Annotated in this window: 12 protein-coding genes; 5 read left to right on the forward strand and 7 right to left on the reverse strand. The window is 42.8% G+C overall.

The features are described from left to right. Positions 1 to 721: 721 nt before the first annotated feature. Both V7K31_RS01980 and V7K31_RS01985 read left to right on the forward strand, forming a co-directional pair. Complete coding sequence (locus tag V7K31_RS01980) at positions 722 to 6,121, forward strand: translocation/assembly module TamB domain-containing protein (protein ID WP_335092270.1); 5,400 nt, start codon at positions 722 to 724, stop codon at positions 6,119 to 6,121. Positions 6,122 to 6,658: 537 nt separating this feature from the next. After that, positions 6,659 to 8,740 (forward strand): TonB-dependent receptor plug domain-containing protein, encoded by a 2,082-nt coding sequence (locus V7K31_RS01985; protein WP_335092272.1) that lies wholly within the window; start codon positions 6,659 to 6,661, stop codon positions 8,738 to 8,740. Between the two features lie 3 nt (positions 8,741 to 8,743). Here the strand turns inward: V7K31_RS01985 and V7K31_RS01990 are convergent, their stop codons facing one another. From V7K31_RS01990 to V7K31_RS02005, 4 genes are all read right to left on the reverse strand, one after another. Beyond that, a complete protein-coding gene (locus V7K31_RS01990; protein WP_335092274.1) occupies positions 8,744 to 9,676 on the reverse strand; it encodes a polysaccharide deacetylase family protein in 933 nt (310 codons plus the stop codon). Between the two features lie 176 nt (positions 9,677 to 9,852). Beyond that, entirely contained in the window at positions 9,853 to 9,993 is a 141-nt protein-coding gene (locus V7K31_RS01995) for a hypothetical protein (RefSeq protein ID WP_335092275.1), read from the reverse strand. Between the two features lie 388 nt (positions 9,994 to 10,381). Then, entirely contained in the window at positions 10,382 to 10,672 is a 291-nt protein-coding gene (locus V7K31_RS02000) for a hypothetical protein (protein ID WP_335092276.1), read from the reverse strand. Between the two features lie 177 nt (positions 10,673 to 10,849). Then, on the reverse strand, positions 10,850 to 11,689 hold the full coding sequence (locus V7K31_RS02005; RefSeq protein WP_335092363.1) for a prephenate/arogenate dehydrogenase: 840 nt from the start codon (positions 11,687 to 11,689) through the stop codon (positions 10,850 to 10,852). A 70-nt stretch (positions 11,690 to 11,759) separates the two neighbouring features. Between V7K31_RS02005 and V7K31_RS02010 the strand changes: the two genes are divergently transcribed. The 3 genes from V7K31_RS02010 (at position 11,760) to V7K31_RS02020 (ending at position 14,930) form a co-directional block, all read left to right on the forward strand. Next, positions 11,760 to 13,325 carry a pentapeptide repeat-containing protein gene (locus V7K31_RS02010; protein WP_335092364.1) on the forward strand — a complete coding sequence of 522 codons (1,566 nt, stop codon included), beginning with the start codon at positions 11,760 to 11,762 and terminating at the stop codon, positions 13,323 to 13,325. Positions 13,326 to 13,381: 56 nt separating this feature from the next. Beyond that, complete coding sequence (locus V7K31_RS02015) at positions 13,382 to 13,975, forward strand: DUF1517 domain-containing protein (protein ID WP_335092277.1); 594 nt, start codon at positions 13,382 to 13,384, stop codon at positions 13,973 to 13,975. A gap of 70 nt (positions 13,976 to 14,045) precedes the next feature. Then, on the forward strand, positions 14,046 to 14,930 hold the full coding sequence (locus V7K31_RS02020; RefSeq protein WP_335092278.1) for a hypothetical protein: 885 nt from the start codon (positions 14,046 to 14,048) through the stop codon (positions 14,928 to 14,930). A gap of 1,567 nt (positions 14,931 to 16,497) precedes the next feature. On the opposite strand, the gene ligA is transcribed toward V7K31_RS02020, so the two are convergent. The 3 genes from ligA to V7K31_RS02035 all read right to left on the reverse strand — a co-directional run bounded on the left by ligA (position 16,498) and on the right by V7K31_RS02035 (position 21,470). Continuing rightward, positions 16,498 to 18,534: an NAD-dependent DNA ligase LigA gene (gene ligA, locus V7K31_RS02025; RefSeq protein WP_335092280.1), complete on the reverse strand. Its 2,037-nt coding sequence runs from the start codon at positions 18,532 to 18,534 to the stop codon at positions 16,498 to 16,500. Positions 18,535 to 18,805: 271 nt separating this feature from the next. Further along, a complete protein-coding gene (locus V7K31_RS02030) occupies positions 18,806 to 19,213 on the reverse strand; it encodes a peptidoglycan-binding domain-containing protein (RefSeq protein ID WP_335092281.1) in 408 nt (135 codons plus the stop codon). An 898-nt stretch (positions 19,214 to 20,111) separates the two neighbouring features. Further along, entirely contained in the window at positions 20,112 to 21,470 is a 1,359-nt protein-coding gene (locus tag V7K31_RS02035) for an NAD(P)/FAD-dependent oxidoreductase (RefSeq protein WP_335092282.1), read from the reverse strand. Between the last annotated feature and the right edge of the window lie 314 nt (positions 21,471 to 21,784).

The following is a 21,784-nucleotide window of genomic DNA, read 5'->3' on the forward strand; positions in this document are numbered from 1 at the left end:
TTAAATACAGCAATCCTAATGGACTATACATGAGAATATTTAGATCCCCGACTTCTTGAAGAAGTTGAGGATCTAAATCCAGCTTCAAAAAGTGACATTCCACTTTACATTACTACCCAAATTAAGATTAGTTGCCATCGTCATCTATAGGAAGTTAGATTCTATAGAGGTTGAATTTTATAATCAGGGTTATATATACAGAAGTTATCGCCAAGTAATTTAATATCCCAATATTACCTAATTTCTGAAGAAGAATACTTAAGCAAATAAAATCGGGAGCATCTCAGTTTTGCAAATATACCAGATGAGAAACAAGATTCTTGCTTGCTCTCTTTACCAATGATAAGGTTGGGGTGAGGTTTTACAAGGTTTTTTACACTCATTGAGATGCTCCCATAAAATCTATCTAAAGATACCAATTTGAATGATTATAGAATTCCCTTTAAAGATAAAATAAATACCATAGACCAACAAAAATAATGTCTGGTGAAAAATTATTAGTCGAAATATATTCAAGAATTATGCAAAATTATGAAATAACATAGACGCATTTGCGAGCGTCTCGTCGGCGCAACCTCTCCTAGAGAAGAAAAGCAGCTAACCTCAAAGTTCTTGCGTAAGTCCTAATTTTGTGAAACCATAGCTTGTAACTTGCTGATTCAACTGCAACTAGTCTGTCTCTCGCCTGACTCCAGAAAAAGTACTGGTACTAATAACGATCATGACGCCATCTCCAAATTCAGGAAATAATCAGAAACCATTTAATTATCGTCTGTGGCTTCTCATTTTAGGACGTACCAGTTTGGCTCTAGGTGGGGTTTTGCTGGTTGGAATTGCAGTTGGTGCTTGGTGGGCTAGAAACTATGTATATAATGATTTATCACCGTTAGTCCAGCAAAATCTTCAGCAATTGCTTGGGCGTCCAGTAAAAGTTGGGAAAGTTGAGCGTTTTTCGATCGCTAGTCTAAGATTTAGCTCTTTATCGATACCAGCAACTCCCACCGATCAAGATCAGGTGGTAGCAAAAGCTTTGGAGGTGCAGTTCTCGCCCTTGGAACTCCTCTTTAACCGAAAACTGGCATTAAATGTCACGTTAGTTCAGCCCAATGTCTACATTCAACAAGATAAAGATGGTCGTTGGGTGACAGCCCAAGTTAAGGCTGGGGGAGGACAAGGCTTTATTAAAACTGAGTTGGAGACACTGCAAATTCAAGATGGCGATGTAGAGTTAAGGTCATTCGCCGCATCAACTAAATCGAAAGGCTCAGTAATATTAGATCAAGTTGGTGGTATTGCCCGATTTTCAGATCAAAATCAAAGGATCGGTTATGACATCAATGCTAAACTCACTAGGGGAGGCGATGTTAAAATCGTTGGTGAAACACAACTAAAAGCTCAACAAACTAGCCTCAAGCTGCAAGCACAAAATTTACAAGCATCAGAGATAAGTCGATTAATTCAGTTACCGATCGCTCTGCAAGCAGGGTATTTAAATGCTGACTTAGGGGTTGAGATTCCACCCAAATTGTCAGAAATAGCTGTTACGGGAACAGCTACAGCTAATCAAGTTACTGCTAAAATTCAAAATATTCCTCAGCAGATTTCTAATTTTAATGGGAGATTTGTATTTCAAGGTCAGACAGTTGCTTTAGATAATCTGAATACAAATTTTGGTAAAGTTCCCATTATAGCTAATGGAACAATTAATACTCAAACAGGTTTTGATGTCTCTGCTCAGATAAAACCAGTTAGTGCGAAAAATATCTTAGCCACATTGAATGTGAATTCGTCAGTCCCAGCTAGTGGCGAAATTCAAGGAAATATTCAGGTACGCGGCGCACTTGGGCAACCAGTGGTGAATGGTACTATAAGCAACACAAAACCTATTCAAGTTGACCGCGTTCAATTTAAAACCGTCAAGACTGATTTCCGTTTGAATGTATCTAAAAGTGCATCTCAACTTGCTGTTTCCAATTTGAAAATAGTCCCCGTAGCCGGTGGTCAAATCACAGGCGGCGGTCAAGCTGAAGTGGGAGCCAAAAATAATGTAATATTCAATGCTCAAGCTGATGGAATATCAGGGGATATACTAGCACGCAGCTATGGCGTTACTCTACCGATCGCAGTTGGGAATATTTCAGCAAAAGCCCAAATTTCTGGCTCACTTGGCAAACAGCCCTTGAATCTTGATATTTCCAGTGTTCAAGTAACGCCGCCAGCCGGAGGGCAAATCACAGCCAATGGTCAAATTCAACTGGCTCCCCAAGGTGAGGTAGGCGTAAATATTCAAGCTCAAGGTATCCCAGGAAATGCGATCGCTCAAGGTTACGGCATTTCAACTCCAATTAAGGTTGGTGGTATATCTGCGAACGCTAAAATTTCTGGTTCTTTAGGTACACCCTTAAACGTCAACGTTGCTCGTGTTCAAGCAAATCCAGAGGTGGGAGGGCAAGTTACAGCTAGCGGTCAACTTCAGCTAGCACCCAAAGGTAGAGTATCATTTAATGTGCAAGCAGAAAATTTACCAGGGGATGCGATCGCTCGAGCATACAAATCCTCACCTTCGATCACCATTGGGAATCTATCGGCAAATGCGAATATTTCTGGTACTCTGAACAATCTGCAAACAGTAGCGCGGGTACAAGCGCCGAAAGCCACCTATCCCACTACAGGACGAGTTGTGGTTGCTAAACAAGGGGAGAAAATTCTCTTTCCAGATGCAGTTTTGAACGTCGCAGGTGGGACAATCACGGCTAGTGGTCAACTTGCACAACAACGCTGGCAAGGGGTTGTCAACACTTCGCAAATTCAACTCAACCGTTTCTCACCACAACTGCGAGGACGACTCAATAGCAACATTCAGCTATCAGGCACAACAAAATCTTTCCAGCTTGCAGATATTCGCGCCGCCGGAGAAATCCGCCTTCCCCAAGGGATAGCACTGCTAGAAAAACCCCTGACAGCGCAATTTAAGTGGAATGGACAGCAGATTATAGTTGAAAACGCAACTACCCCAGGAGTGAATGCTAATGGTGCGATCGCTATTCAGTCTCCACCAACTGGCGCACCCCAAATCGCCGGATTTAATTTAAATGTAGTGGCGCAGAATTTCAACTTAAAAAATACTGGCTTCAAAGTTCCTGGTGACGTAGCAGTAGCGGGGCTAGTTGATTTTAATGGAAAAGTTACAGGCACTCCAGATGTTCCCCAAGCTAATGGTAATATCCAACTGCGGAATTTCCAAGTCAGTGACTTGACGTTTGACCCACTTTTAACTGGAAACGTGAATTTTCAAGGGGGACAAGGCGCAAGTCTGCGATTAGCTGGGAAGCAAGATAAGATTGCGGTTAACCTGGGTGGAGATTATCGTCCAACCTCATTTTTAGTCCAACGCGATGGGGCAGTTACTACGGGGAGAACTGAGGGAGAAAACTTGCTCATCAACGCCCAACAGTTTCCCATCGCTCTGATTGGGGGCTTTTTACCTAACAATCAATTGAAACCACTGGCGGGGCAATTATCGGGGAATTTAGTTGTCAATTTAAATAATTATGCGATCGCGGGAGACGTTGCGATCGCAGCGCCTCGTGTTGCCAGAGTTGCAGCAGATGAATTTCGCGGTACGATCAATTATGCCGATGGTACTGCTAGCTTGGCTAATGGTCAATTGCGGATTGGAGATAGCAACATCGCCCTGAGTGGAAATGTGCAAACAGGGAACGATCCGCAATTTCAATTTCAAGCTAATTTTGATCAAGCCAAAATCCAGAGACTTTTACAAGCGTTCAATATCTTTGGGTTTCAAGACTTTAGTACCGGGTTGCAGCCTCCGAAGTTGGCTAAAGCAGAAGTACTTAACACTGAATCTATCAGTTTGCCCAATGCAGATTTGAAAACACAGTTAGCATATTTCTCAAAAATTACCGCATTGGCAGCAAAACAACAGCAACTACAGACAAAACAAACTCCATCTTTGCCCACCCTTGCAGAATTAACGGGTGCTTTGAGCGGAGCAATTACAGCCAATGGCTCGTTAAAATCTGGGTTGAATGTCGGCTTTAATTTTCAAGGTGCTAACTGGCAATGGGGTGAGTATTCTATTAATCAAGTCGTTGCTCAAGGCACTTTTGCCGATGGTATCGTCACACTTTCCCCCTTGAGTGTTGGGATAAATCAAGGACTGGTGGCGTTTTCAGGACAGTTAGGAACTGAGCAACTATCTGGAAAGTTGAATGTAGCAAGTTTACCTTTATCACTTTTAGAGCCTTTTATCCAAAAATACCCCATAGATATCACTGGGAAAGTGAATGCTGACGCCACATTAGCAGGTAGTTTACAAGACCCTAGCGTTAAAGGGCAAGTGGCGCTGGCGGATGCGACTCTCAATAAAAAACCTGTGCAAACAGGAAAGGTGGACTTTGATTACAACAAAGCTCGCTTGAATTTTGATAGTACTTTACTAGTGACCGGAACGCAGCCAGTTACCATTACAGGTAGCGTACCTGCTCCCTTACCTTCTGCCAAAGTGCAACCGGATAGCAATCAAATCAGCATCAACGCCAATGTGCAAAATGAAGGATTGGCACTGTTAAACCTGTTTACCAACAATCAAGTCGCTTGGGTAGACGGTCAAGGAAAAGTAGATTTAAACGTTCAGGGTACTTTAAAGGAACCAATTATTAACGGCAATGCCACACTTAATAATGCAACTTTTAGCGCTCAAGCCTTATCTGATCCCCTAACGAATGTTACAGGAACAGTGCAATTTAATGGTGATACACTGAATGTCCAAGGTATCCAAGGCACTTACAATAAAGGGCAAATTACAGCATCAGGCATCCTGCCAATTTTTACTCCTGGGCAAGCCGCAGCGAATCCCCTGACAGTCTCAATAGCAGATAAACTTAATTTTAAACTTGCAGGATTGTATCAAGGCGGTGTCGGCGGCGATGTGATAATTCGGGGAACAGCGTTAAAACCGGTAATTGGTGGAGAGATTAAACTGAGTGATGGTCAAGTGATTATTGGAAATTCGGCTACTGCTAAGAAAAAATCAGCAGCGACAGATGAAGTTAACGCTAATGTCATAAACAGAGAAGAGGTTAACCCTAACCTCAAACCTACAGCAGATAATAGCGCTAGCCCAGTGGCTACAGCAGAGAATAGCGCTAACCCAGTAGTTACAGCAACCGGAAGTAGTAGTGCAGTAACTCCACCCAATTTACCTATAGAGTTTGCAGATTTAAAGTTGACTTTAGATAAAAATATTCGTGTTGGCACTCAGTCCCTACTGAACTTTGTACCCGGAGGAGCCGCATTGAGTCAGCCCCTATTGAGCTTTGACGCCAAAGGCGACTTGACCATCAATGGTACATTAGCCAAGCCGCTTCCTGAAGGAGTCATTCGTTTGACAGGGGGAGGACTGAGCTTATTTTCCACTCAGTTCACCTTGGCGCGGGGCTATGAACAAACTGCGCGGTTTATTCCAAGTCAAGGACTTGACCCGACTTTGGATGTCCGACTTACCGCAATTGTACCGGAAGCATCAGCAATAAATAGTCGAATTTTGGAATCACCATTGTCTGCTGAAGTCAGCGATGTATCTGCAAACAACTTTGGGACTTTACGTACCGTTACCGTTCAAGCGAGGGTGAACGGGCCAGCTAGTGAATTGGGCGACAATCTAGAACTGACGAGTGAACCTAGCCGTAGTAAGGGAGAAATAGTTGCTCTGCTAGGTGGCTCAATTCTGGGTTCTTTCGGTCAAACAGATGCAGGCCAAGGACTGACTAATTTCGCTAGTTCTACCATTTTAGGTGGTTTGCAAGGAAGTATTACTGCGATCGGACAGGCTATTGGTTTCAGTGAGTTTCGGATATATCCGACTCCATCTACTAATAATAATAAAGCAGCGATCGCTTCAGTTCTTAATTTATCAGCAGAAGGTGTGTTTGATATCAATAAAAATTTCTCTGCCTCTTTATCACACCCTCTTTCTAACAATAATGAGTCTTTCCTTTATAATGTGCTATATCGAGTCAATGACGAAATTCTCATGCGAGGCTCAACTAATTTGGATGATCAAAATCAATTCCAAGTTGAGTATGAAACCCGATTTTAGATCAATACAATTTAGTTAAGGAATAAGAATTAAATAACATATAATTTATGTCCCTGGCTTACCTCACCCTCAATCCCTCTCCTTATAAAGGAGAGGGAAGCTAGAGATAGGATGGAGTTTTGCATTTTATTTAATCCACGTTCCTAAGTACAGGACTCAGGTAAAAAGGCAGTGAAAGGCTTGATTTATCGTAGGGGCAATTCATGAATTGCCCCTACATTTCGTACTGGATGCGTAATATCATGTCCGCTTGATTGCTTATTAAACCCGAAGAACCCCAAAGAGCCAAAGCTATCCTTTGTCTCCCCTCTCGAAGAGCTCTTAGGGGTTGGGGATGGGGTTCTTTTATTATTGGGTAATCTGGCGGACATGATATTAAGCATTTCTTCCTTTTCTTGTGAACAACAAGATTACCGATTTCTCAAAAAAGTCGGGAATGTGAATCGTGGGAATATGACAGCCCGTCTTTTGACATGATTTTACTATTACAGTAAAAATACTACTTGGTGACTGTTTTGACTTGGTGTGAAAGAGAACGTGAAAAAGGATTTTTCGTTGCTAACAGTAGCTTTACCGAGTTTACTGATAGCGTTTCCTGGCTTTGCTGCTGAGAGTGAAATTAAGCAGAGAAATACTGATAAATCAACCGAAGTGATTTCAGATATTCCGAGTTTGAGTGAAATCGAGCTACCCGCCATTAATGCCGAATTATTAACTCAACAATCTGCGCCGAGTGAAGTTAATCGAGAAACAGAGCAAACTCCCAGCGATGATCCAGACATTTCTATAGAAGCGATCGCAGAACCAGACAACCTACCTCAATCTACACCAACTTACGTAATTGATCAAGAAGAAATTAAAAAGCAGGGCGCTACAAGTTTAGCCGATATTTTGAAAAGAATGCCTGGTTTTGCAATCAATGACGTCGGTCATGGTGCAGATATTCACACAGGTACATACTACCGGGGAGCCTCAATTAATCAGTCTGTATTTCTGATTAATGGCAGACCAATTAACAATAACATCAACATTTATCATGGTGGAACTGACTTAAATAGTATTCCCGTAGAGGCTATCGAACGAGTAGAATTATATAGTGGCACAGCCTCGGCTTTGTATGGTTCCTCAGCCTTTGGGGGAGTTGTGAATATCATCACCAAGGCAGGTTATGGTAAACCTAAATTGAGTGCTAGCGCCGAATTTGGCTCATTGAGTTTAAATAATCAACAAGTAAGCTATGGTGGTTCATCTGCTAATGTTAAGTACAACTTCAGCTTTGAAAGGTTCTTTACAGATAACCGTTACCGCGTCCCTGTAGGTGCAGCAAATCGTGATAGTCAGGGGTTTTTCTCAAATGCAGACACGGCTACAAGTACCTACTTTGGTAGTATTGGACTAGATTTAGATCAGAAAAATTCATTGAATTTAGATGTTACTAAACTCAGCAGTCGTCGCGGCTTAATTTATTTCGGTTTCCCTCTCCAAAGAGATAGATTAGACCACGATGGTTTAAACGTTGGTTTATCCTGGAAAACTCGTTTAGCTAATGGGGAAAACTCTAATCTTACAACCTCAATTGGTTACAACCAAGATTATTTTAGCACCTATGGTCCTACAGGAGCATTTTACCGTACCGGAGCTTTAGATACACAACAACTCACAGCTAGGGTAGAGCATGAGTGGAAAGTTACTTCCAATGATAAATTGCGCTGGGGATTAGATTTGAAAAACACCGATTTAACCGGTGATGTTTTGAGTACAGATCCTAGTAGGATTGCCCAAAATGAAACTGAAGATAAGAGTTTGTTCAATACAGCTTTATTTGCTGTCAATACTTTGAATATTGGCGAGAATTTTCTGATAGATTTAGGGCTAAGGCAAAGCTTTGACAGCCAGTTTGGGAATTATCTTAACCCTAGTGTTGGCTTACGTTATGCCCTCACACCAATAGTAGCATTGCGTGGAAGTTGGGCAGGGGGACAACGCAATCCTGGGTTAGATCAGTTGTATGTTTATGATACAGTTCATGGTTGGGAACCTAATCCTGATTTAAGCCCAGAAACTGGCTCTACTTGGAGTGCGGGAGTAGATGTCAATTTTTCAGAAAATCTGATTGGACAGTTTACTTACTTTGGTAGTAGTATAGGCGATCGCTTGGGAGTAATAGATGGAAAATGGGCAAACATTGGGCTAGTAAATACCAATGGTTTAGAGGCTGCATTGCAATTAAAAATTGCGGCTGGTTGGTCAACTTTCCTCAACTATACTTATACAGATTCCCAAATAAAAACAGGCTCAGAAAAAGGTTTACAATTAGGTTTGATTCCCTACTCTGTACTTCAAAGTGGTGTAGGTTATCAAAATGCGGGTTGGCAGGCTAACTTGTATGTTACTTACAATAGTGGCGCTCGCAGATCGATCTTCGCTAACTCAAGTGATAAGGCTACAGACTTTGCACCATCTTTCGTGAATTTAGATTTGAGCGGTCGTATACCTCTAACTAGTAATTTAGGACTGACAGTTTACTTAGAAAATCTACTCGGTGAGCAATATGAGCGAGTTAATCGCATATATAGCCCTGGATTCACTTTTCGTGTGGGTTTAAGCTCTAATTTTTAAATATCACTGATGATTAAGCTGATTGTTTGGATGTTCATCCTTTGTAACTGTAGGTGATAGTGCCATTACCACACTTTGTTCTTGGGCTTGTATTTCCAGTAGTTGGGGAATCGTCACAAATCGATAGCCTTGGGCTTTCAAACCTGCGATCATTTCTGGTAAAGCCTTGACAGATTTGGAACGGTTGCCGCCCCCATCGTGCAACAGTACAATTGCACCTGGTTTTGCATATTTCAGCACATTTTTGACCAGCATCGGCACTTGAGGCGAACGACGTTCAGCGTCTCCCGACTCTTCTGACCACATCATGACGGCGTACTTCTTGTTTTTGGCATATTCGGCTAATCCATTATTCAAAAAGCCACCAGGGGGACGAAACAGAGTAGTTTTCTCTCCAGTAGTCTTGTAAATGATCTCTGCTGTACGATCAATTTCACTAGCCGCAGTTGCTAAGTCCATATGGCGATACCAATGATGCCATGTGTGATTCCCAATTACATGACCATCAGCAGCCACTTGCTTGGCAATCTGGGGAAAATATTTCACCATTTCTCCAACCATGAAAAATGTCGCTTTGATATCATTTTTCTTCAAAATTTCTAAAATCTGTGTCGTGTTTTTGGGGCCAGGTCCATCATCAAAAGTCAAGGCGATGACTTTCTCATTTGCTTTTAGTTTCGCTTGATAAATGGTTGTTCCCTGAAAAGGCTTTGGCACTTCATTCATCTGGTTTATTGCTGGGGAAATAGCCTGTGCAGAGGCACTCATTGTCCTACCTAAACTCGCTGTCGTATTCTTACCTTTTGGTGTTTGAATTCCCAACAGATGGTTAAATTTAGTTGTGCCTACAAGCAGACTGATACCCAAAGTACTAACACCAGTAAGCAATATAATGATTGCTACTTTCAAACTTAGAGCTAATTTATGGCTAGACACATTCAATCTCCTTAAATATTAGTCATTGGACAACTTCTACTGAGCATCTCGGCTTACCTGGGCACAAGTCCGTCGATAGAACCGCAGCCAAAGTAGCGTAGCCTATGGTAGAGAAGTATTGAGCAAAACAGTTCCGAGTTCTGAGTAAAGAAGTTAGATTCCGCACTCAGTAAGGGCTAAACCATGCGTGTCAACTTAATTTTTCCCTTGCGGGGTTTCGCCTCTGACAAGCGTGAAGATTTCTCATCCACCCCCGGCAGACCGACTGCATAGGCGTTTTGGATTCCCGACTGTCCTATCGGTACTAATGAAGGCATAGCCTCTATTTCTAATTACAAGTCGGCTTGCCACGTCCCTATTGGTGATGAATCCACAGCTACAGTTATGAACTCTAACGCTCAAGTCCAGCCAAATTATGCGTAGGCATAGCCCGCACTTCGACCATTCTTTAGGAGACGCTGCGCCAACAGCACAAGTCAGTGACCCTCGTAGACATCGCTCTTTATCCCACCATACACCGCAGCTTTGGGACTCGCACCAACTACCCACACGCTGAAACAAAAAAACGATAAATATTTAATATAAAAGTATTCAACATAAAAATCACCTAATGGTGATGTGGGGCACGATTGCTGCCTTCGGAGCCAGAAATCCCAGTCTTCATCCGCTTATAGCCTCCCACATCACACGCAACACTATCTAATGTTACTCTTGAGACTCCTCAGAGATAGGTTCTGATTCGGTTTCAAGTTCTTCTGTTTCGACTTTGACTGGAGGTTTAACGGGTTTTGGACCACGCGCTAGCGCAGGATTCCCCGCCTGCCTGTTATCATCCCCATAGGATGCCTTTTTCTCTGTGCCAGACGAACGATTACGGGTCGGTTTTGAGCTTTTGGGGTTGGATTCAATCGGAGATATAGAATCCGACTTTTCGGAATTGTTGTCAGTACTTCCTTGGGACTGACGTTCCGATTTCTTGATTGGGCGTTCTACCATTGTTGATTTTTGTAAATTTATCTTTTATCTTTATATTACATCGGTTTGGTGACTATCAAGCTGTTAAGTAGCATTTTTTAAGGATTTTATCAGAAAATAATTCAGTAGTCAGAATTCAGAATTTAGAATTGAAATGTGAAAATGGGTGCGTTATCGATAGCTGAACGCACCCGACAACTATTCAACAAAATCAGGTCGTGCCTGTTGCCTTGATTTAAACTTTGACTCTAAAACTGCCCAATTTTCTTGCTCAATTAAGTTAGTCAACTCATCGAGATTTTGACGATATTGTTGCAGCGATCGCAGCAATGCTTGACGATTATACCGCGCCATCATCACGCCCAACTCTGGATTCCCACCACCCACACGACTGGTATCCCGAAAACCTGAACTAGCTAACTTTTGGGCTAATTCTAAAACATCGGGGTCAGTTTCACTCAAACAAGCAGCAATTAACGAGGAACTGACCATTACAGGTAAATGGGAAATCCAACTAACAGCGCGGTCATGTTGCTCTGGTTGACAATAAGAAATATTCGCTCCCAGCGATCGCACAATTTCTTCCACAACAGTAATTGCCGTGGTTGGTGTTGTAGTTATCGGTGTTAATACATAAGGTTTATCGACAAATAAATACCTCTGTGCAGCTTCTATCCCACTGTCTGTTGTTCCCGCCATTGGATGACCGCCGATAAAATTCCTCCATTGGGGAGAAATCGCCTTAACTATCTCTGCTTTCGCCGAACCCACATCAGTCACAACGGTAGCAACAGACAAATGAGGGATCAACTGTTCAAATTGGGGCACAATAAGGGCTAGAGGTGTACAAATAAATATAACTTCTGCGGCTGCTAACAAGCTCAGATCAACTGATGCTTGATCAACACTGCCGAAAGCAACTGCCTTTTGACAGGTAGATTCACGGCGGCTGACTCCTAAGATATGATGTCCTTGCGATCGCAAATCAAAACCCAAAGATCCGCCGATCAGTCCCAGTCCTAAAATTCCAATATTCATTTTTGATTTTGACATTCCGTTTTTTATGACTTTACCAACTATTAAAGTTGGTATCCAAGGGGTAGCATCAATGACTGTAGAGGAATTACTGAAACAATACGCAGCAGGAGTCTTAAACTTTAGTGGTGTTAACCTCTCGGAAGCTAACCTGAGTGGGGTTAAACTCAGTGGCATCAATCTTAGCGATGCTAATTTGAGTATAGTCAACCTGAGTGGCGCGAATCTGAGTGAAGCTAACTTGAGCAATGCCAAGTTGAATATAACCAGACTGAGTGGCGCGAATCTATCTAGCGCCATCTTAAACAACGCCACTCTCAACGTCGCTAATTTGATTCGAGCGGATCTCAGTCGCGCTCAACTTAGAGGAGCCTCGCTAATCCGCGCCGAGTTAATTCGCGCTGACCTCAGTCGCGCCGACTTATTGGATGCTGACCTCACCAGTGCTGATTTGCGAGAAGCGACACTCCGCCAAGCGAATCTCCGTCACGCTAACTTGAGTGGGGCTGTCTTGAGAGGCGCTTCCTTGACGGGAGCTAACTTGGAGATGGCTAACTTAAATGCCAGTGATCTCAGTCGTTCTGACTTGAGCGGTGCAAATTTGCGAGATGCTGAACTCAGACAAGCTAATTTCAGCCATGCTAACCTGAGCGGGGCAGATTTGAGCGGGGCGAACCTCCGGTGGGGAGATTTGAGCGGGGCGAATCTCCGATGGGCAGATTTGAGCGGCGCAAAATTGAGCGGGGCTAATTTAATTGGCGCAGATTTAAGCAATGCCAATTTAATGAATACGAGTTTTGTACACGCCAATTTAACTCAGGCAAAATTAATTAGGGCAGAATGGGTCGGTGCTGACTTAACAGGAGCAACTTTAACTGGGGCAAAACTTTATGCCACCTCCAGGTTTGGTTTAAAAACCGAAGGGATGATTTGTGAATGGGTTGATCTTAGTCCGGCTGGCGATCGCTCCATTATCCAAAACTTCGATTCAGAAGACTCACGAGATTTTTTTAACGAAACACCGCCAACAATTCGGATTATTGTTGATGCAGCCCTAGAACACGAAGCTAATTTTGCGATCGCTGGTGCTTACTATCAAATTGCTCAGGAATATCGGGGGCTGAAACAACCTCCAAGCATCGAAAGTGGGCGTCGTCGAACTGTTTTCACATTTCATCTAGATAGCGATGAAGGATTATTTCCCACTGCTTACATTGTGATTCTTCCCTTTCTAGATGCGGCATGTACCCAAAAGAATATTTCCAGTATGGTGGAAAGTATTAACAGTCAAGTTGTTGCAAACCCAGATTTAAAATTGCCCAATATGGTAAAACAATTAAATATTCTTCTAGAACAAGCCATGAGTCAGGCTACAACAATTAAACAGATGAAAAAAAATATCGAGGTAGCCGCAAAGTTAAATTTTTGCAAGGCTCCAACCCAAATAATTTTAACGAATTCCAGCGCCTACACTTTGACTGTCCATGATAATCCTCACTTTGGGAAAAGATTTATTAATCGCTCTGCTCTCAATGCTTCAGCTGATGATCATATATCCAGTGAATCAACAAAATATATATTACCTTCATTAAATATGGTTATGGATTTTGTCAAAGGATTTCACTATATTAGTCATTAGTCATTGGGCATGGGGCATGGGACAAATGACAAAAAATAAATTTCTGGAGGAGAAAAATGCGCGATACCTTTAATAAAATGATCGGTCGAAATCGCTATGTAGTCTTTCGCCTATTTCTGCACTTAGGAGGAGGCGAGGTAGCACCAATTTTGGGAGTATTAAATAGTGCTGGACGGAATGCGATCGATGCCGATGGCGACTTAGAAGTTTTGGGAGAAGCATTGGTAGAAATTAGTCAAACCCTGCTGCAATACGATGAATATTGGCTTTCTGCTGCCAACGAAGGCGATGTATTTTGGGACGAAGGCGAGGCGGGAGATTATGTGAATGAATTATTTACTGACTCTGCCCAAAGATATCTCAGTGAACCAAATTACAGTTCTGACCCTGGATTGAATGAACCTTTATCTATACCTGTAACCCGCAACGTTATTGTGATAATTACAGTAGCTTACCAAGGAGAAATACCAGAATTAGAAACTGATCTTTCTAACGTTCAGTCTCTGAAGGAAGCTTTTAAAGCCTTAATCAATTTACACTACAAACATAAACTCCAGGCAATCCAAGTGCATTTTTCGCCAGCACAGTTAGGCGATGAACTCACTAGCGATCAACTGTTGCAATATTACCCAGAATTGATTCCTTTGTAATCTGTTGGGTAGTCCCTACTTACTAATTCCATCGAGAAATTGTTAAGCTCAGAGATAGGACAATAATCCCATGATCATGACCATAGTACGTAAATTTACAGCCGTTTTTTTAGCTCTGAGTTTGTGTCTGACAACTGTCGCTTGTGGAGGCCAAAACCAAACTAATTCTTTACCTAAGAACGTTAGCCAAAGCTCTAATAACACCAAGCTGAGTGACGGACAGTATCAAATACAACAAGTTACATACGACGATGTAGGTGGTGAGTACAACCTGTTTTTACTTAACAATCAGCCCCCAACCTTTGCAACCGAAAATTTGCAAATGGCACGGTTAACTGATGATGAAATCAAGCAGAGTAAGAAAACCTATCTAAAGGTAGAAAAAGGACAACCGATTTTATATCTGACGGAAGACTTTAAAATTGAGTACGTCCACAACGTTACCGAGAATAAAACCAATCCCCAAACCGGACAACAAGAGACGGTTGTAGTCCGTCGAGAAAACAGCTTCTGGGCACCCTTTGCTGGGTCTGTGGCTGGTAGCTTGGCGGGTCAGGCAATTGGTAGTATGTTGTTTAGACCCCAATATTATGTACCCCCTGTCTATCAATCAGGACAAGGATTAAGTGGCTACGGTGGATATGGCCCAAGCTATGGCCAAGCAGTTCAAAACTACCAAACTCGATACAATGCGCCACCCGCAGCCGTGACAAATCGCACTGCGTTCCGCAATACAGGGACAATTAGAAGGTCATATCCTGGAAATTCAACTATACGCAATACACCGCGTAGCACTACAGGTAATAACCGTCCTTCTGGTTCTGGTTTTGGTGGTAGTAACTTGCAACCCTCTGGTAACTCCAGCACTATCAGACGCAATTCTGGCAGTGGTTTTGGTAGTGGGCGTAGTACAGCACCCCGCCGCTCAAGTGGTTTTGGCAGCAGACGCCGTTAGGAAATTCCAAATTCAATAGATAGACTACCTAAGAAGTGAAGGTAGGTGTTGCACAAAAAAGCCGGAGGGTAACAACTAAAGCCGCACGACTAGAAGTCGCGGCTACACAAGCAAAGTCCACCTCCGTGGACTAATGCAATATCAAGGGTTTTCTAACCCGCGTAACCGGATTTTACCGGGAGCATCTTAGTTTTGCAAATACACCATAGGAAAAACAACACTCCTGCTCCCTCTCCTTAATAAGGAGAGGGCTGGGGTGAGGTTTAGGCTTCCGACGAAAGTGAGATGCCCCCGATTTTACCCATGTAGGCGTGATTTATAATCGCCAGGATACATGAAAATAAACTTTTAAAACATCCTCTTATATTTACAGCAGATTGCAACAAGCGTCTCTGTACAGATTATTAGTAAGGGCACAACAATGTTCATTGGCGTCAACTTAAGCTAAAAGTCTTTTCAAATCTCGTTTCCAGCCAGAGGCTGGAAATGCAGCTTAATTGCGGCTCAGCCGGCAGCAAGGGAGGCGGAGCCTCTAGAACGGCATTCCCAGTCGGAGACTCTTAACGAGACATAGGAGAAACAACACTCCTGCTCCCTCTCCTTAATAAGGAGAGGGCTGGGGTGAGGTTTAGGCTTCCGAGGAAAGTGAGATGCCCCGGATTTTACCCATGTAGCTGTGATTTATAATCGCCAGGATACATGAAAATAAACTTTTAAAACATCCTCTTATATTTATGCAATTCGTAACCAGGAATTATGAATTATTCGGTCAAATAATATGAAATACTAAATACAAATATTGCTAAGAGAACAGGAATCATTTTACTAAAGTCTATTCGCTTTTTTTGAACCATTTCTAAACAAGACATCGGAATCATCAAAGGCCAGAAGATAGTTGTTACCATAAACATCACAACCGATAAAAATTTATCTTCGGGAGTGGAAACAGGATGACGTAGGAAAAATATTAACCAATTGCTTAAAAAATAGCATGTCATTAACAGATAACCAATAGTTAAAGTCAGTTGTATCTGATTCACTGTGAGTACTCCTGAAGTTATGTGACCTTCACCAAACATCATCCGTACAAAGTTATAACATATACAGTCGTCAACTTACCCCCTCTCCTTGCGCTACGGTGTACACACAAGTGCTTTCTGAACGCAATTTCCGGTTAAGTGCCATAGCCCCTAAGAAACCTCACCCTGGTTTTACTACGTAAAACCTGTCCCTCTCCTTAGTAAGGAGAGGGATTAAAGATAGGACAGGGTGAGGTTTTGGAGGATTTTGGATAATCGGATAACTTGTGTCTACACCGTAGGCCAAGGAGAGGGGGTAAGGTTGAAAAATGTACGTTAATGCAGACGAGAAGCGCTATAGCGCAGCGTAAAGCTTTCTCTTCTCCCAAGGTGAGACGTTTTTTTTCGCGTTCGAGAGGCTTGTGTGAGACACGCTGCGCTAGGAATTGCGAATTATTTTATTGAGGTGCATCATAGCTCCCTCCTCGCTTGCGGGGAGGGGGTTGGGGGTGGGGTTCTTGTATCTCACTCAACTGAGAACCGCTTTATCAATCTTCAACCATCTCCAAAAATTGCGCCTCGGTTAACTGCGTAATTCCCAAAGAGAGCGCTTTTTCTAACTTAGAACCGGCATCTTCTCCTAATACCAAATAATCTGTTTTTTGACTCACTGAATCAGTAACTTTTCCCCCAGATTTTTGAATCAAAGTCTTCACCTCATCTCGCTTTAAGGTTGGCAATGTTCCCGTAATTACAAAAGTTTTACCTGCGAACTTTTGATTACTATCACCAACTGTTTTTGTTTCCTCTGTGGCAGCTAATTGCAATCCTTCTGCTTGCAAGCGTTCGATCAACATTTGGTTGGCATCAATCCGAAACCACTGGTACACAGATTGGGCAATTTCAGCACCGATACCGTAAATTCCTTCAATATCTGATTGCTTTGCTGTAGCTAACTGGTCTACAGTGAAGTATTTCTGAGTCAACAATTGGGCATTCACACTGCCAACGTGACGGATGCCTAAACCATACAATACCCTTGACCAAGGTTGATTTTTCGATTGCGCGATCGCATCTATCAATTTCTCTGCCGACTTTTTCCCCATCCTTTCCAATGCAGATAACTTCTCTGCTGTCAACTCATATAAATCGGCAACGGAATGTACCAAACCTTTATCAACGAATTGATACACTAACTTTTCACCGATGCCTTTAATATCCAAAGCGTCACGACTTACCCAATGTTCAATGGAACCTTTAAGAATCGCTGCACAGGAAGCATTGACGCACCGAGTCACCGCCTCACCTGATTCTCGCACCACAGATTGACCGCAGACTGGGCAATGTGTGGGCATAATGAAGGGTTCGGTGTCAGTGGGACGGAGTTCTTTTAATACCCTTACCACTTCTGGTATGATTTCCCCAGCTTTGCGGACAATCACAGTATCGCCAATGCGGATGTCTAATTGAACAATGCGATCGCTATTATGTAAAGTCGCGCGGGAAACTGTTGTTCCCGCTAATTGCACAGGGCGCATCTCTGCTAACGGCGTTAACGCCCCCGTTCGTCCCACATTCACAGCAATATTTTCCACACGAGTCGGCGCTTCTTCGGCTGCGTACTTCAAAGCGATCGCCCAGCGAGGGAATTTCTGTGTAAACCCTAGCTGTTCCTGAAGTTTAAAAGAATTCAGCTTTACTACTACCCCATCAGTCATATAGGGTAAATTCAGCCGTTCCGTATCCCAGTATTCATAATATTCTGCCACTTCTGCGATCGAGGCAGAGAGTTTGTGGTTGGGGTTGACTGGAAAACCCATCTTTTTCAACAACTCCAACGCTTCCCATTGGGTATTGGCAATACTGGTATCATCTCTACCAGGAATGTGCAAAGTGTACCCAAAGAAATCTAACCGCCGTTTAGCGACAATGCGGGAGTCTAGTTGTCTGAGTGTACCAGCTGCGGCATTGCGGGGATTCGCAAATAATTGCTCACCTGCTTTTTGCCTTTCCTCATTAATTTGTTTAAATACTTCCAAAGGCAAAAACGCCTCGCCTCGCACTTCCACCCTTTCGAGAATTTCTAACCCTTCAAAATTCAAACGCAAGGGAATTGAGCGAATTGTCCGCACATTTTGGGTAATATCTTCACCCGTCACCCCATCACCCCTAGTTGTTCCCCTAACTAGAATACCATCTTGATAGGTAAGAGCCAAAGCAGAACCATCAATTTTGAGTTCAGTGACATATTCCACTGAGTCCATTTTAGATACTTGTCGCCGCCAACGCTGATCCCAGGCTTGCAACTCATCGATATTAAACGCATTCTCCAGACTGTACAAGGGGATATTGTGCCGCACCGAAGTAAACTGCGTATGTTTAAGCTCACCCACGCGCTGAGTCGGACTATCGGGTGCTGTCAACTCTGGATATTGAATTTCCAGTTGTTGCAATTCTCGATATAGCTGATCATAGACTGCATCCTCCATGATTGGAGCATCTAAAGCGTAATAAGCATAGCTGGCTTGTTGCAATAAGTGGCGCAATTCTTCTGTGCGCTTTACTTCCGGCTTAATCTGTGTCATTTTTATAAGAAGAATTCAGAACTCAGGAGTCAGAATTCAGTATGAATTCTGTACGACTGGATGATAGCGCAGCGTAGCTCATCTTGGAGGGTGTGAATATTGGTTAAAACCGTACTTCACTTCATTCCACTACGCGCTTTCGCCCCTGGTGGTCACTGAGCTTTGCCCAAGTGTAGGCGAAACACTATATAAATATTCCTCCTGATTAAAACTCTATCCCTTTATGGGTAGAGTATTCACCAATTCTGAATTCTGTATTATGACCCCTGATCTATTTCATAGATGCCAAAGTCCGGTGTCCAATTATTCCGTCTGCTCTTAACCCTTTAGACTTCTGATATTTGATCACGGCTGAACGTGTGTTGTTATCAAAGACACCAGTCACATTTGCAGTATAGAATCCTTGCTGCTTTAAAGAATTCTGAGCAGTTTTGACTGCCTCTCCTCTGCTACCGACTCTCAGTACATCACTATGGTTTGCCATACTATTAGACCTCTGCTTGGCATGAACCCTTTGCATAGCATTAGGCTTTTTCATCATGTTGCCCTGCTGCATATTATTTTGAGCAACGTAGGAAGCAGTAGTTGGATTGTGACTTTTATTATTGGTTAAAGAGTAAGCAGGCATAGCAGTAGCTAAAGCCAACGCAGGAAGCAAAGCAAGTACTTTCCAATTCATCTTTTTGTTCCTTGTAACTATGAGAATTCTGGCAATGTTGATTAGAAGAGTCATCCTAATAAGGTATAACAATTAAATAACATACAATTTATGTCCCTGGCTTACCTCACCCTCAGTCCCTCTCCGATATATTGGAGAGGGATCGTGAGACAGGATAAAGTTTTGCATTTTATTTAATCCACGTTCCTAAGAGTTAGTGCCTTATAGTGATTCTTCTCGGTAGACTCTGGTGTGTGGGCTTAGTATAGAGTGAGACTATTTTTTAACCCAGAGCTTTACTATCACACGTTATATTGACAGAGCTATGGCAACATTGTGACGAAAGCATGACTAATGTATTTAGAATTGTGTCGCACAATACCTTATATCATGTCCGTTTGATTGCTCATTAAACCCGAAGAACCCCAAAGAGCCAAAGCTATGCTTTGTCTCCCCTCCCCGCTCTTCGGGCTACCATGTATACACAAGTTATCCGATTGCTCAAAAGTCCTCTAAAACCTCACCCTGTCCCAATACGGTTCGGTTAAGGTGTTTATTCCTCAAAGATCCCCCCAACCCACGCCACTTGCTCCACTTTGGGAAACCCCTCTGAGCGAGTGGCTCCCCTTAAAAAGGGGGGCTTTTATAACCATCTTTTACCCCCTTTTTAAGGGGATCGCCGTAGGCTGGGGGATCTTAACCGAACCGTAAACCCTATTGCACCCTGTCCTATCTTTAATCCCTCTCCTTACTAAGGAGAGGGACAGGTTTTACGCAGTAAAACCAGGGTGAGGTATTTAAGGAACTATGAGACTTAACCAGAAATTGCGTTCAGAAAGACTTGTGTATACACGGTAGGCTCTTCGGGAGGGGTTGGGGGTAGGGTTCTTTTATTATGGGTAATCTGGCGGACATGATATTACTCTTCATCGCCTAACATTTTCAATAATTTTCTGGCAGCTAAAACGCCCAGAACTCCAGCACCAACTAATTCCACCGCTTGCACCACTTTTTTCCCGACATCTTGAGGGTCGAGGTGATGATGAAAAATTTCCTCATCCACCCATTCAGTTGTGGCTTTGAAATCATGAATTGCTGTTGGTAATAGCGTTAAATAAGCGGCTTGACGGATTAAATGTGCGGATTCGCCTGCAACTTCAAAAACATTGAATAAGTTAGCAGCAGCATCATTTATCCCCAATTTCAAGAGAGTTCCACGGATGTTAATTTTAGCAGGTTTGAGGTCTTTTTCCAAGGCTAATGCTTTCAAATTACTGGCAATATTAGCCCCTTGTTGATAAGCCACTTGAGCTGTAGGTGGTAGCGAATTATCTTGAACTACCGTGCAATCACCACCTGCAAAAACTTCTGGAAAGTCGAGCAATTGCATAGTAGGAGTGACTAGGAGGCGATCGCTATGATCCCGATGTTCTTTGGAAATTGCTAAATCTTTAATCAGTGGATGGGTGGAAGTCCCAGCTGTCCAGATTGTAGTATGTGTTGCTAATGTCTCGATTTGCTGATTGCGCTTATATTCAATTGTGTTGGGACCAATAGCAGTGGCTTCTGCTTCCGTGAGTATTTCAATTGGTAGAGCGCGTTTCTTCAATTCCCCTTCGGCAATTTCACGTAAGGGTTCATTAACATCACCATTGAGGATTTGTTTACCGTGATTGAGCAATACCACGCGAATTTCATTCTGATTGCCTCCCAACGCGGTATACCAATGAGGGAGGAAATCAGCTAAAGTTGCTGCCATTTCTACACCAGAAGCACCACCACCAATCACAACTACTGTTAACAGTTTGCGGCGTTGTTCTAAATCTTCAGTTTGCACTGCTCGGTGTAAACAATCGCGTAAATGCCTCTCAAGAGCGATCGCATCTTCTTGCGTCCAGAAAGGAAAGGCATTTTCTTTGGCTCCCTCAACTTGATGATAGCCAGTAACGCTGCCCAAAGCTAATACTAAGTTGCTGTAATTGTAGGAGTTTCCCGAAGTTAATTTGACTGCCTTTTGATCCAAGTCTATCGACTGCACTGTATCTTGAACAAAGATGACACCACTACCTTTAAGTAATTCCGAAAAACGTGGTACTACTTGGAAAGTATCCATCTCGCCATCGAAATATTCATAGAGTAACGGCTTAAAACAAAAGCGCTCATCTTTATCAATCAAAATAACCGAGCGAGGATAATTTCCGTGAGCTAAGTGCAAAGCTGTGAATAGCCCGGTAAAGCCACCACCGACAATCACAGTTTGATAAACTGGGCTGTTCATAAAATCCCTTCCAAATATTGTGAAATCACGATGTTCAATTACAGCAATTTTCATGTATTTGAACCACATCTATCGTACGGGCAGACCATTGCTCATTGGTGTCAACTTAACGCAAAAACCTGCCTAGACAAAGCTTTGATAGATTCCCTCGTTCCCAGTCGGAGACTGGGAATGCCCTTCTAGAGGCTCCGCCTCTTGAAAAGTGGCAGAGCCGCCAGGAGGCGCATTTCCAGCCTTCTTGCTGGAAACGAGGTTTTAAAGGGGTTTGCGCTTAAGTATTGATTCATCCCTCAAATTTTTATTGACAGACTACT

It is taken from the genome of Nostoc sp., from assembly GCF_036917675.1.
Taxonomy (GTDB): domain Bacteria; phylum Cyanobacteriota; class Cyanobacteriia; order Cyanobacteriales; family Nostocaceae; genus Nostoc.